Genomic DNA, 13,598 nt, shown 5'->3' on the forward strand with positions numbered 1-13,598 from the left:
AGACACGATGCGTGATTCAACACCTTTGATTCATCCGACGGCGGTCATCGATCCATCGGCAACGCTGGCCGACGACGTGCGCGTCGGCGCCTTCTCGCTGATCGGCGCCGATGTGCAGATCGGGGCGGGCACCGAGGTGGGGCCGCATTGCTCGATCCACGGCCCGACCCGGATCGGTCGCAACAACCGCTTCATCGGTCACGCCGCGATCGGCGGTGAACCGCAGGACAAGAAGTACGCCGGCGAGCGCACCGAACTGGTGATCGGCGACGGCAACGTGATCCGCGAATTCGTCACCATCAACCGCGGCACCGGCGGCGGCGGCGGCATCACCACGGTCGGCAACGACAATTGGATGCTGGCCTACACGCACGTAGCGCACGACTGCCATGTGGGCAACCACTGCGTGTTTTCCAACAACACCACGCTGGCTGGTCACGTCACCGTGGGCGACTACGTGATCATCAGCGGCTTCGCCGGCGCGCATCAGTTCTGCCGCATCGGCGCGCACGCCTTCCTGGGCATGGGCGCGTTGACCAATGGCGACGTTCCGCCGTTCACCATGGTAGGCAGCGAGTCGCTGGGTCGCCCCCGCGGCATCAACAGCGAAGGACTCAAGCGTCGTGGTTTCGATGCCGAACGCATCAGCGCGATCAAGCGCGCCTACCGCACGCTGTATGTCGCCGGCCTGCTGCTGGCCGACGCAAAACTGCAGCTGGCCGAACAGGCCAAGAGCAGCGACGATGTGCGCGGAATGCTCGAGTTCATCGAAGCAGCAGAACGGCCGTTATTGCGATGACGGGAATCGGGAATCGGGAGTCGGGCATCGAGACAGGCGTGCATGATCGCGCGCCTGCAGGCGGCGACCCGACGGCTCTGCCGATTCCCCATTCCCCACTCCCCATTCCCGTTGCGCATGCGCGCCCTCCCCGCTTCGCATTGATTGCCGGCGAGGCCTCTGGCGACATCCTCGGCGCGGGGCTGATAGAGCAGTTGCGGCTGCGCTATCCGAATGCCGAATTCGTCGGCATCGGCGGCGATGCGATGCGTGGGGTCGGTTGCCAGACCTGGTTCGATGCCAGCGAGTTGGCGGTGATGGGCCTGACCGAAGTGCTGCGGCACTTGCCACGCTTGCTCAAGCTGCGCAGCGCGTTCCGCGAGCGCGTGCTGGCATGGAAGCCGGACGTGTTCATCGGCATCGACGCGCCGGATTTCAATCTGCCGGTGGAGCGCTGGCTCAAGCAGCGCGGTATCAAGACCGTGCACTACGTCAGCCCCTCGGTGTGGGCATGGCGCGAGAAGCGTGCCGAAAAAATCGGCGTCAGCGCCGATCTGGTGTTGTGCCTGTTCCCGATGGAGCCGCCGATTTACGCCAAACACGGCGTGGACGCGCGCTTTGTCGGCCATCCAATGGCCGACGATATCGCCTACCAGGCCGACCGTGAGGCTGCACGCGCCAAACTCGGTCTTTCCGCCTCCAGCACCGTGCTGGCGGTGCTACCCGGCAGCCGGCATGGCGAAATCAGCCGGCTCGGCGACGCGTTTTTCCAGGCTGCCTGGCTGGTGTCCGAACATATCCCAAACCTGCACGTCTTGGTGCCGGCGGCCAACGCGGGCTGCAAGCAATTGCTGGCAGAGCAGCTTTCGCGCTCGTCGCTGCCAGTGATGCGCTCGCACCTACTCGACGGCCAGGCGCGCACCGCGATGCTGGCCGCCGACGTGGTGCTGTTGGCCTCCGGCACCGCCACGCTGGAAGCGATGTTGGTCAAGCGCCCGATGGTGGTCGGCTACAAGGTCGCCCCGCTCACCTACCGCATCGTCAAGCTGCTGGGGCTGCTCAAGGTCAACCGCTACGCCCTGCCCAACATCCTGGCCAACGACGACCTTGCCCCCGAGCTGATGCAGGACGACTGCACGCCCGAGCGACTGTGCGTGGCGCTGCTGGACTGGTTCAAGCACCCCGATAAGGTTGCCGCGCTGCAACCGTGTTACCTGGCACTGCACGCCGAACTGCGTCGCAATGCCTCCGCACGCGCAGCCGATGCAGTGGCTGAGCTGCTGACGCAGCAGGAATCGGGAATCGGGAATGGGGAATCGGTAGGAGCTGGGCCGTGAAGCGCTCTGCGTCCAACGGTGACATTGTCTTTCCGGCGAAGCAAAACGCGCTTTTCCACGATTCCCCGTTCCCGACTCCCGATTCCCGTTTGGTCGCCGGCGTCGACGAAGCCGGCCGCGGTCCGCTCGCTGGCCCGGTCGCTGTTGCCGCAGTGGTCTTCGACCCCAGCAAGCCGCGCATCAACGGGCTGGACGATTCCAAGCAGCTCACCGCCGAACGGCGCGAGCAGTTGTATGCGCGCATCGTCGATCGGGCGCTGGCGTGGTCGGTGGTGTTGATCGACAGCGAGGAAATCGACCGCATCAATATCTACCAGGCGACCATGCTCGGCATGCGGCGCGCGGTGGAAGGTGTGGCGCATGTGGCCGGGTTTGCGCGTATCGATGGCAACCGTGTGCCCAAGGGGCTGCCCTGCCCGGCTGAAGCGCTGATCGGTGGCGATGCGCTGGACCGCGCCATCATGGCCGCCTCGATCGTGGCCAAGGTCACCCGCGACCGGCTGATGCACGAACTACATACGCAGCACCCAGAGTATCGCTTCGACCAGCACAAGGGCTACAGCACGCCGGTGCACCTGGCTGCATTGAAGACCCACGGGCCATGTCCGCAGCATCGACGCAGTTTTGCACCGGTGCGGTTGGCGTTGGAAGGTCGTGAACAGGGATCAGCCGCGATCCATGACCCGGAGCAGTTGCAGGTCGCGCAGTTGGTTACATCTCTCTAACGAGGCCCAGCAGTCCGTACTCGACTCGCCTGGCTGCTTCCGATGCTTCCGAGGCCAAAACAGCTGAGGCAGGAACTGACTGCCGCCGCTGTCGAAGGTGCGATGGTCCGCAACCAACCGTCCTGCCTGCTTGTCGGGATCAGGAGATCAGGAGAGCTGCAAGCCGTGCAACCGGCCAAGGCCGTTGAAGAAATAGATCGCCACCTCGGCCTGCCTGCGCGTATCAGAACCCGGTCACGGTCGCGAGTTGCAGGATGCGCGAGTCCGTTCAGGCACGGATCGTTCCACCCGCACCGGCCCGGCAATCCCATCACTTCCAGACGCAGGTCCATAGCGCCCCAGCGCCCCGGACGCCAAGCGATTCACCAACATTTGGAGCGGCTAACAAAGGTAGCGAGCAGCTGTCAGGTGGGCACGGACGGCGCGCTCAGAACCGCAGTGTACGAGCGGTACATGCCGATTCCGAGCACCGGCCGCGCCCGCCTGGCGGCTGCGCAGTCGTTTTGTTAGCTGCTCTTAGGCACCACGCGCTCGGCTCCGAGGTGTCACCCCAACCCCGCCGCCCCAGCTGTCAAGCCTTGTTCGTCTCCGCCCCCGCCGGTACCCTGACCGCGCATTATTCCGGTCTCGCATGTCCACTTCCCGCTTCGTCCATCTGCACGTCCACACCGAGTTCTCGCTGGCGGATTCCACCATCCGTGTGCCCGAGAAACCGGATCAGGCTGACCCGAAAAAGGCCAAGCAGGCCAATCTGCTGAGCCGCGCAGTCGAGCTCGACATGCCCGCGCTGGCAGTCACCGACCTCAACAACCTGTTCGCGCTGGTCAAGTTCTACAAGGCCGCCGAAGGCGTTGGCATCAAGCCGATTGCTGGTGCCGATGTGATGATCGCCACGCCGGACATGACGCCCTGGCGCATGACCCTGCTGTGCCGCGACCGCGAGGGCTACTTGAGCCTGTCGCGGCTGCTCACGCGCGCCTGGATGGAAGGCCACCGCCCCGAAGGTGGCGTGGCGATCCATCCGGAATGGCTGCAAGCCGGCCATGCCAACCTGTTTGCGCTGGCTGGCCGCGACAGTCTGGCCGGGCGGTTGTTCGGCGAGGGCCGCGCCGACCTGGCCGAGCAGCAACTGGCCGACTGGCAACGCGTGTTCGGCGATGGCCTGCATCTGGAACTCACCCGTACCGGCCGCGATGGCGAAGAACGCTTCAACCAGTTCGCGCTCAACGCAGCCGGCGTGCGTGGGCTGCCGGTCGTGGCCAGCAACGATGTGCGCTTTTTGTATGCCAGCGACTTCAATGCGCACGAAGCGCGCGTATGCATTTCCTCGGGCCGCGTGCTCGACGACCCCAAGCGGCCGCGCGACTACAGCGACCAGCAATACATGAAGTCCAGTGAGGAGATGGCGGCGCTGTTCGCCGACATCCCCGACGCGATCGACAACACCCACGCGCTGGCGCAACGTTGCAACATCGAAATGCGCCTGGGCACCTACTTCCTGCCCGCCTACCCGGTGCCGGAAGACGAGACGCTGGACAGCTGGATCCGCAGCCAGTCGCGCGACGGTCTGGCCGCACGTCTGGAAAAAAGCCCGCTCGCGCCCGGCAAGACGCGCCAGGACTACGTGGACCGGCTCGAGTTCGAGCTGGACACCATCATCAAGATGGGCTTCCCCGGCTACTTCCTGATCGTGGCCGACTTCATCCAGTGGGGCAAAAACCAGAGCATTCCAATCGGCCCGGGCCGCGGTTCCGGTGCCGGTTCGCTGGTGGCCTGGGCGCTGCAGATCACCGATCTGGACCCGCTGCCGTACAACCTGCTGTTCGAGCGCTTCTTGAACCCCGAGCGCGTGTCGATGCCCGACTTCGACATCGACTTCTGCATGGACCGCCGCGACGAAGTCATCGACTACGTGGCGCGCAAGTACGGCCGCGAGCGCGTCAGCCAGATCATCACCTACGGCACCATGGCCGCCAAGGCGGTGGTGCGCGATGCCGGGCGCGTGCTCGGCTTCACCTACGGTCTGGTCGACAGCGTGGCAAAGCTGATCCCCAACATCCTGGGCATCACGCTCAAGGATGCGATGGGCGAAGGCAAGGATTCGGAGATGGCCTCGCCGGATCTGATCCAGCGCTACCAGGTCGAAGACGACGTGCGCGACCTGATGGATCTGGCGCGCCAGCTGGAAGACCTCACCCGCAACGCAGGCAAGCACGCCGGCGGCGTGGTGATCGCGCCCGAGCCGCTGAGCGAGTTCTGCCCGCTGTTCGCCGAACACGACGAAGACGGCCGCGGCAAGAATCCGGTGACCCAGTTCGACAAGGACGACGTCGAAGCGGTGGGCCTGGTGAAGTTCGACTTCCTCGGCCTGCGCACGCTCACCATCATCGATTGGGCGGTCAAGGCGATCAACGTGCGCCACGCGCGCGCCGGCATCGACCCGGTCGACATCACCACCATTCCGCTCGACGATGTGCCCACCTACAAGGGCGTGTTCGCCTCGGGCAGCACCGGTGCGGTGTTCCAGTTCGAATCCTCGGGCATGCGCCGCCTGCTCAAGGACGCGCGCCCGGACCGCTTCGAAGACCTGATTGCGCTGGTGTCGCTGTACCGCCCGGGCCCGATGGATCTGATCCCGGACTTCAACGCGCGTAAGCACGGCCAGCAGGAGATCGTCTACCCCGATCCGCGCACCGAAGCCATCCTGAAAGACACCTACGGCATCATGGTGTATCAGGAGCAGGTGATGCAGATGGCGCAGATCGTCGGCGATTATTCGCTGGGCGGCGCCGACCTGCTGCGTCGCGCGATGGGCAAGAAGGTGCCGGCCGAAATGGCCAAGCACCGCGAAATCTTCCGCGAAGGTGCGGCCAAGGGCGGCGTCAGCGCAGCCAAGGCCGACGAAATCTTCGACCTGATGGAGAAGTTCGCCGGCTACGGTTTCAACAAGTCGCATGCGGCCGCCTACGCATTGGTCAGCTACCAGACCGCGTGGCTGAAACGGCATTACCCGGCCGAATTCATGGCCGCGACGCTGTCTTCGGACATGGACAACACCGACAAGGTGGTCGGCTTTCTCGATGAGGTGCGCAACCTCGGCCTCACCGTCAAACCGCCGCGCGTCAACGAGTCGGCGTACATGTTCGAGGCGGCCAGCCCGGACACCATTCAATACGGCCTGGGCGCGATCAAGGGCGTCGGCCTGGGCGCCTGCGAGGCGATCGTCGAAGAACGCCAGCGCGGCGGCCCCTACACCACGCTGCTGGATTTCTGCACGCGCGTGGGCACCGCAAAGCTCAACCGGCGCACGCTGGAAGCAATGATCAATGCCGGCGCGATGGATGGCTTGGGAAAGAACCGCGCCTCGCTGATCCTGCAGTTGCCCGAAGTGATGAAGGCCACCGAGCAGATGGCACGCGAACGTGCCTCGGGCCAGAACTCGCTGTTCGGCGGGCCGGACCCGAGCGCGCCGGCGATGCGCCTGGACCTGCCCGAAAGCAAGGAATGGCCGCTGGGCCAGCTGCTCACCGGCGAGCGCGAAACGCTGGGCTTCTACCTCAGCGGCCATCCGTTCGACCCGCACCGCGAAGAAGTGCGTGAACTGGTCGGCTGCGACCTGGGCGCGTTGGAAAAGATCCTCGCGTCGCAACAACGCGGCGGCGGTGGCGGCGGCGATGGCGAAAAACGCGCCTGGCGCCCGGAAGTCAGCGCCATTCTTGCCGGCCAGGTGATCGGCGTGCGCCGCAAGGGCGACAGCCAGGTGTTCGTGCAACTCGAAGACGGCCGCGGCCGGGTCGAATGCAGCGCGTTCTCCGATGCGATGGCCGAGTTCGGCCATCTGCTCACACGCGACCGCATCCTGATCGTCAAGGGCGGCCTGCGCGAGGACGAATTCAACGGCGGCTACAGCCTGCGCATCCGCCAGTGCTGGGACTACGAGCAGATCTGCGCCGACCACGCACAGCGCCTGTCGCTGCGTCTGGACCTGCGCGAAAAACAGGCCTTCAAGCGCATCGACGCGCTACTGGCCAAGCACCGCCCCGGCAAGACCCCCTTGCGCCTAGACTTGCTGCTACGCGCGCAAAGCGGCGGCGTGGCCGGCATGCTCGACCTCAACGGCAGCCACTCGGTACGCATCGACCAGCAGCTGATGGACAGCCTGCGCGCCGACCCGGCGGTGCGGACCTTGAAGATCAAGTACAACCCGCCGTGGGCGTGAGAATCGGGAGTCGGGAATAGGGAATCGCAACAGCGGGGCGGCCGAATACCTTGCTCTGATTCCCGATTCTCCATTCCCGATTCCACTCCTAACCCCACCGTACGGGTCGAGCGGGCGCATTCGGCTACACTCCCCGCCTTACGTTGACGACGCCATTGCATGAATCCTAACTACCTCGACTTCGAGCAACCCATCGCCGATCTGGAAGCAAAGATCCAGGAACTGCGCAAGGCCAGTACCGGGCCTGCGGTCAACGTGGAGACCGAGGTGCGTGCGCTGCGCGACAAGCTGCGCGTGCGCACTGCGCAGATCTTCCGCGACCTGTCGTCCTGGCAGGTGTCGCAGCTGGCGCGCCATCCGCAGCGCCCGTACACGCTGGATTACATCAACACCATCTGCGACGAATTCCAGGAGCTGGCCGGCGACCGCGCCTATGCCGACGACAAAGCGATCGTGGGTGGCCTGGGCCGTATCGACGGCCGTCCGGTGGTGATCATCGGGCACCAGAAGGGCCGTGACACCAAGACCAAGGTGGCGCGCAACTTCGGCATGCCGCGTCCGGAGGGCTACCGCAAGGCGCTGCGCCTGATGAAGCTGGCCGAGCGTTTCCGGCTGCCGCTGCTGACCTTTATCGACACCCCTGGCGCCTACCCGGGCATCGGTGCCGAGGAGCGTGGCCAGTCCGAGGCCATCGCGCGCAACCTGCTGGAAATGGCCGAGCTGAAAATTCCGGTGATCTGCACCGTGATCGGCGAAGGCGGCTCCGGTGGCGCACTGGCAATCGGCGTGGGCGACCGCACCCTGATGCTGGAATACGGCACCTATTCGGTCATTTCGCCGGAAGGCTGCGCCTCGATCCTGTGGAAGGACCCGGCCAAGGCCAAGGACGCCGCCGAACAGCTCGGCCTCACCGCCAAGCGCCTGAAGGGCCTGGGCCTGGTCGACAAGGTCATTCGCGAACCCACCGGTGGTGCGCACCGCAATCCGGAACAGATGGGCAAGCGCCTGAAAGCCGTGCTGCTCAATGAGCTGGACGCACTGGAAAAGATTCCGGTGGATGCGTTGCTGCAGCAGCGTTACGAGCGCCTGCGCAGCTACGGTGCCTACGAAGGGCAATGATCTACGTGCATGATGACGGCCGCGCCGAGTGCGCGGCCATGGAAAGGACGCCACACGCGCGGCATGCATTGAATCGCTCGGCAATCTGATCAGGGCGGCCACACCATGCAGAGAAAGCCGCAAATCGAGGCGGGTCTCAGAGCCGAGATCGATCACTTGCTGGAGCAATCCGCGCAGATTTTTCGCCGCGGCACCCTGGCGGAATCGCTCGCCCTGGGATTATAGGTCTGGGCGCTGATCCCCGAGCCCAAGCAGCACGGGGATTACTACCCGCAAAGCCTGTCTACGAGTTTCGTAGAGGATTACGCAGACCTGCACGACAGAGACAACCTGTGCGGTGGATCGAGGTGATGGCACGGATGTAGGACGACCCGGACCACACCGACCATCTTGTCCTGATGACCGAATGCGATGCGATGCTGCAGCTGGGAGATGAAGCACGCGCCAGCGCTGTCTTGGGCAAGATTTACGCGTTGTACGGCAGGAAGGGATTTGCCGGACACCAGAAAACGTATCTGGAAATGCTGCTCAAGCAACAGCCGACAAGCGCATCACCTCACCACGCCTGACGCGCGCGTCAGACATCACCTTGGAGATGTAAAGCAATGAAGTCGTACAACTCTGATGGCGTACAAACCCCTATGCCACTTACTGCTGAAACAGCGACGCTCGCCATGCAGGAAGATCGCATTGATCGCCTGACTGTCTCGGACAAATGGAAGAAGCGTTTCAAGGTGATCACCAAGGCCGGTGGTCCAAGGTTGCCAGATTTTCGCTCCCTGCCGATTGCCGAACGGAGAGGAATCAACTTCAACTGGCTTGCCTTCTTGCTGGGGCCGTTCTATTTCCTGGCAAAGGGGCTGTGGCGTCAGGCCATTGTTTACGTGCTGCTTGCGATTGCCTTGGCAACCCTCTTGGAGCTCGTCGGCCTCGGTAGGTCCGGGAGAGCAGTAGGCTGCGGATTCGCCGCCATCTACGCAGTCCGAGCTAACGTGAGCTATTACGCCAACGTTGTGCAAGGCCAGGCGCCGTGGGTCTGATGTTTCACACTGCAGTCAAACCGACGCCGCTCTGCGGCGCAGTCTGACTCAAGCGTTACCCAGCATCATCGACAGTAGCTGCATCGCTTACGCAGATCGATCTGCCTGATAAGTCGCTGCCCGCCGACCGACAGCAGCGTGATGCTTCACAACAGAAGATCTGCACGCAGACCCGTCAGCAGAGGCAGCATCGCTCGCCTGCGACACCGAACCGCGCAGGCGCGTTTTCGGCGCAGTGCGAAATACGCTCAGAACGGCTTGGCCAGCACCAGCCAGATCACGCCGACCAGCAGGAACACCGGTGCTTCGTTGAACCAGCGCAACGCCCGCCCACTGGGCACTGCACGCCCCTGTTCGGCGCCTTTGACCCAGCGGCCGGACACGATGTAGTGGGCAAGGATCAATGCCACGGCAAACAGCTTGGCGTGCAGCCAGCCGCCCGTCACCATCGTCGGGAAATCCGGGATCACCCGGTAGCCCTGCCACAACACCGCGCCCAGCAGCAGCGCCAGGCCAAGCATGCTGTGGCCGAATTTGTACAGCCGCCGCCCCATCAACACCAAGCGTGCGCGTACCGCGGTGTCGTTCCCGGCTTCGGCAATGTTGACCAGAATGCGCGGCAGATAGAACACCGCGGCCATCCAGGCGATCACGAACAACAGATGGAAGGTCTTGATCCACAAATACAGGGTCATGCGCTGGCTCCACTGGCTCGCGTAGGATTACCCGCATTTTCACCTATCCGCGCACGCGAAAGCAGCTGATGTCCATGCAGTACTCCGACTCCAAACAGTACGACGCCCACTATTTCCGCCGCTGGTATCGCGATGCGGGCCTGGCCGACCCCGCGCGCCTGCGACGCAAGGTCGCACTGGCCGTTGCCCAGGCCGAGTACTACCTGGAACGGCCGATCCGCAGCGTGCTCGACGTCGGTTGCGGCGAGGCGGCATGGCGTGCGCCGTTGTTGGCGTTACGACCGAAGCTGAGCTACCTAGGCTTCGACAGCAGCGCCTATGCGGTGCAGCGCTATGGCCGCAGCCGCCAGATCCACCCCGCCCGCTTTGGCGATTTCGCCTGGCTGCGCCCGTGCGCGCCGGTGGACTTGCTGATCTGCTCGGACGTACTGCATTACGTGCCCACCCGCGAATTCAACCAGGGCCTGCCCGGATTGGCCGAGATGTGCGCGGGGGTGGCGTTTCTGGAAGCCTTCGCCGAAGAAGATGCGTTCGAAGGCGATCACGACGGCTTCCAGGCGCGACCGGCGCGCTGGTATCGCAAGCGCTTCGCCAGCGTGGGTTTTGCTGCGCTGGGGTCGCATTGCTGGTTATCGCCGCAGTTGGCCGGAGCCACGTCTGCGTTGGAACGTGGCTAACCGGAGTGTGGACAGCCCAATAATTCAGGAACAGGGGCGTGATCCCCGCCAACCCATCTCACGCCGGCGCGTTTGTTGCCACACTGCATATGACGGCCTCAACCGTCCGCAGCCCCATTAAGGTGCAAATGCGCCAAAACCGGTATGCTGCGCGGCAGCAAAACCGCACGGATGGGTGGAATGCTTTATCAACTGCATGAGCTGACTCGCAATCTGCTAGCCCCCTGGGTGCATCAGGCCCAGGCCAACTCCAAGATGTTTTCCGACCCGGACAGTCTGTGGGCTTCGCTCCCGGGCGCCGAGCGCATGGCCGCCAGCAACGAGTTGTTCCACCGTCTGGGCAAGGAATACGAAAAGCCCGCCTGGGCGCTCGACGATGTCGAGGTCGATGGCCATTCGCTGCCGATCATCGAACGCGAAGTGCTGAGCAAGCCGTTCTGCCGGCTGCTGCGCTTCAAGCGTTTCAGCGACCACGTCGAACTGATCGGAAAGATGAAGGAGCAACCCGCCGTGCTGGTGGTTGCGCCGTTATCAGGCCACCACGCCACGCTGTTGCGCGACACCGTGCGCACCCTGCTGCGCAACCACAAGGTCTACGTGACCGATTGGGTGGATGCACGCATGGTGCCGCTGGAAGCGGGCGCGTTCCGGCTCGAGGACTACATCACCTACATCCAGGAGTTCATCCGCCATATCGGCGCCGAGCCTCTGCATGTGGTGAGCGTGTGTCAGTCCACCGTGCCCGTGCTGGCGGCGGTGTCGCTGATGGCGAGTAATGACGAACCCACGCCACGTTCGCTGGTGATGATGGGGGGGCCGATCGACGCACGTCGCAGCCCCACCCAGGTCAACAACCTGGCGACCGAAAACGGCATCGAGTGGTTCCAGAACAACCTGATTCACGCGGTGCCGTTCCCGTATCCGGGCCATGGCCGCCAGGTGTATCCGGGCTTCCTGCAGCACGCAGGCTTTCTGTCGATGAACCCCAACCGGCACGTGATGTCGCACTGGGATTTCTACACTGATCTGGTCAAGGGCGACCTGCAGGATGCACAGGCGCATCGGCAGTTCTACGACGAATACAACGCCGTGCTCGACATGCCGGCCGAGTATTACCTGGACACGATTCGCGTGGTGTTTCAGGAGTTTTTGCTGCCGCAGGGCAAGTGGAAAGTGGATGGCCAACTGGTCAAGCCATCGGCGATCCGCAAGACCGCGTTGCTGAGCATCGAAGGCGAATTGGACGATATCTCCGGCCTCGGTCAGACCGAGGCGGTGCACGATCTGTGCACCGGCATCGATGCTGCACATCGTCGCCATCTGGTGGTGGAAGGTGCCGGTCACTACGGCATTTTCAGCGGCCGTCGCTGGCGGGAAGTGGTGTACCCGCAGGTGCGCGAATTTATCGCCCGCTACGATGCGGACCCGGTCGGCAGCCGCGACCCGGCCACCGTGACGCCGATCCGCAAGCGCAGTAAACGCGCCTGACCGACGCAATGAAAAATCCCCGGCACGGCCGGGGATGTTTTTATCGTTCTCTACGTGCAAGCGCTCGGGCAAGGTCATGTGCTGCGGCAAGCGCCGGCATCGACGCTGCGCACGCCGACATCTCGACAAGGCGCATCACGCACCCGCCTCACCACTTCTGACCAACAGCTGCTTGGCGAACATGCCATGCAGCTTGCCGAAGGCGCGTGCCACATGCAGCGTGACGAATAACAACAACACGCCCACCGCGAACAACGGCAGCGTCAGCCAGCCGCTGGCCATATCCACGCCATCCCAGGTCAGCACTGCGGCGTTGTCGAACAATCGTGCCAGCGGTGACGCGGCCAGACCCAACGACAGCGACAGCAGCGTGCAAAATACGGTGAAGTAGATAACGCCCAGCGGCAGCATCAACAGGAAGTACAGCATCGTGCTCCAGGTGCGCACGTCGGTGAACATCGCACCGATGCGTTGCAACCAACCACCTTGCAGACCCGGATGTGGCGGGCGACGCGGCATGCGCACACCGAGCAGCGTTTCGACCACGCGACCTTCCACCAGAGAAAGCACACGCACCGAGCCGAAAAACAGCACCAGCAACGGCACCCCGATGATCAGGATCATCAAGCCGATCGACAGGCTGGCGCCGGTCACGACCCAGGTGAAATAAAACACGCCGGTGAGCAGCGACAGCAGCATGTAGAACAATGCGCCGTAGGTGCGCGGGTCGGCGGCCACGCCGAAAAATGCGCCGATCCACGATGCCCGCTTGGGTGGCACCGGTGGGCGCAACGCACGGGTCACGGTGACTTCGGTTTCGCGATAGATCTCGGCCACTTCCTCTGGCGCGCCGTAGCTGCTGGCGACGCCTGCAATGACCTCGGCTTCGCTCTTGCAGTTCTGCTCTGCCAGTTCGGCACGCAGATATTCTTCGGCGTCGTAGAGCGCGTCCTGAATCATCGCCGGGTCGGCCCCGGACAACGCTTGGCGCAACTGCAACAGATAATCGGGAATGGTGGCCGGCAGCGGATGTGCCTGTGCAATCGTGTTCATACGTGGGTCACCTCCAGCACTGAATCAACGGAATCTCGGGTGGCACGCCAGGCGGCGGTCCAGTCGCGCAGGCAGCCACGCCCGCTGTCGGTAATGCGGTAATACCGCCGCGGCGGACCGGAGGCCGATGGCTCGATATGGCTTTGCAGCAACCCGGCCCCTTCCAGATTTCGCAGCACCGGATACAAGGCGCTCTGCTTGCCGCTGAGCACGCCTTCCAGACGCTCGAGACGTTTGGCGATGAGATAGCCATACAGCGGCGCATCGGCCTGGGCCAGGACGGCCAGCAAGGCCAGCGACACCGTGCCCGCACTCAGCTCCTTCTGAAATTTGCGTAGGTAGATATCCGGCTCGCTTATCGGCCATCTCTGCTAGGTCGAAGGTGATGCCATGTAGAACCTAGCTATAGCGAACGTGCCGGTCGTCATGGGCGGGAATTGGGGATTCGGCATTAGGGATTCGCCAAA

Annotated in this window: 11 protein-coding genes, 1 other RNA gene and 1 pseudogene; 9 read left to right on the plus strand and 4 right to left on the minus strand. The window is 63.7% G+C overall.

Features of this window, described 5'->3' with window-relative positions:
• Window positions 1-7: 7 nt before the first annotated feature.
• The 3 genes from lpxA to KWO_RS14770 are packed head-to-tail and all read left to right on the plus strand — an operon-like array spanning window position 8 to window position 2,840.
• Window positions 8-799, plus strand: coding sequence for an acyl-ACP--UDP-N-acetylglucosamine O-acyltransferase (lpxA, locus tag KWO_RS14760; protein WP_010380392.1), 792 nt, complete (start codon window positions 8-10; stop codon window positions 797-799).
• Window positions 796-2,115, plus strand: coding sequence for a lipid-A-disaccharide synthase (lpxB, locus tag KWO_RS14765; RefSeq protein WP_050560779.1), 1,320 nt, complete (start codon window positions 796-798; stop codon window positions 2,113-2,115). The genes lpxA and lpxB overlap by 4 nt, the downstream gene beginning before the upstream one ends.
• Complete coding sequence (locus tag KWO_RS14770; RefSeq protein ID WP_010380396.1) at window positions 2,112-2,840, plus strand: ribonuclease HII; 729 nt, start codon at window positions 2,112-2,114, stop codon at window positions 2,838-2,840. The genes lpxB and KWO_RS14770 overlap by 4 nt, the downstream gene beginning before the upstream one ends.
• Before the next feature lie 379 nt (window positions 2,841-3,219).
• On the opposite strand, the gene KWO_RS14775 is transcribed toward KWO_RS14770, so the two are convergent.
• Window positions 3,220-3,295: non-coding RNA, sX9 sRNA (locus KWO_RS14775), on the minus strand.
• Between the two features lie 176 nt (window positions 3,296-3,471).
• Between KWO_RS14775 and dnaE the strand changes: the two genes are divergently transcribed.
• The 4 genes and pseudogenes from dnaE to KWO_RS14795 all read left to right on the plus strand — a co-directional run bounded on the left by dnaE (window position 3,472) and on the right by KWO_RS14795 (window position 9,218).
• Window positions 3,472-7,059, plus strand: coding sequence for a DNA polymerase III subunit alpha (gene dnaE, locus KWO_RS14780; RefSeq protein ID WP_010380398.1), 3,588 nt, complete (start codon window positions 3,472-3,474; stop codon window positions 7,057-7,059).
• 159 nt (window positions 7,060-7,218) lie between these two features.
• Entirely contained in the window at window positions 7,219-8,178 is a 960-nt protein-coding gene (locus tag KWO_RS14785) for an acetyl-CoA carboxylase carboxyltransferase subunit alpha (RefSeq protein WP_010380400.1), read from the plus strand.
• Between the two features lie 67 nt (window positions 8,179-8,245).
• A pseudogene (locus KWO_RS23075) lies at window positions 8,246-8,747 on the plus strand (hypothetical protein).
• A gap of 36 nt (window positions 8,748-8,783) precedes the next feature.
• Entirely contained in the window at window positions 8,784-9,218 is a 435-nt protein-coding gene (locus KWO_RS14795) for a DUF2628 domain-containing protein (protein ID WP_010366136.1), read from the plus strand.
• A 248-nt stretch (window positions 9,219-9,466) separates the two neighbouring features.
• Here the strand turns inward: KWO_RS14795 and KWO_RS14800 are convergent, their stop codons facing one another.
• Window positions 9,467-9,913 carry a HemJ family protein gene (locus tag KWO_RS14800; protein ID WP_010366134.1) on the minus strand — a complete coding sequence of 149 codons (447 nt, stop codon included), beginning with the start codon at window positions 9,911-9,913 and terminating at the stop codon, window positions 9,467-9,469.
• A gap of 74 nt (window positions 9,914-9,987) precedes the next feature.
• Here KWO_RS14800 and KWO_RS14805 point away from each other — a divergent pair, with 74 nt between their 5' ends.
• Complete coding sequence (locus tag KWO_RS14805) at window positions 9,988-10,590, plus strand: methyltransferase (protein ID WP_026112296.1); 603 nt, start codon at window positions 9,988-9,990, stop codon at window positions 10,588-10,590.
• A 144-nt stretch (window positions 10,591-10,734) separates the two neighbouring features.
• On the plus strand, window positions 10,735-12,078 hold the full coding sequence (locus KWO_RS14810) for a polyhydroxyalkanoate depolymerase (RefSeq protein WP_017112999.1): 1,344 nt from the start codon (window positions 10,735-10,737) through the stop codon (window positions 12,076-12,078).
• Between the two features lie 135 nt (window positions 12,079-12,213).
• Here the strand turns inward: KWO_RS14810 and KWO_RS14815 are convergent, their stop codons facing one another.
• Together KWO_RS14815 and KWO_RS14820 are read right to left on the minus strand one after the other, a co-directional pair.
• The gene (locus KWO_RS14815; protein WP_010380406.1) at window positions 12,214-13,131 is read right to left on the minus strand and encodes a sensor domain-containing protein; all 918 of its coding nucleotides are present in this window, start codon (window positions 13,129-13,131) and stop codon (window positions 12,214-12,216) included.
• Window positions 13,128-13,490, minus strand: coding sequence for a PadR family transcriptional regulator (locus KWO_RS14820; RefSeq protein WP_026113259.1), 363 nt, complete (start codon window positions 13,488-13,490; stop codon window positions 13,128-13,130). The genes KWO_RS14815 and KWO_RS14820 overlap by 4 nt, the downstream gene beginning before the upstream one ends.
• Window positions 13,491-13,598: the final 108 nt, after the last annotated feature.

Origin of the sequence: Xanthomonas vasicola pv. musacearum NCPPB 4379, assembly GCF_000277895.2 — a bacterium.
GTDB lineage: Bacteria > Pseudomonadota > Gammaproteobacteria > Xanthomonadales > Xanthomonadaceae > Xanthomonas > Xanthomonas vasicola.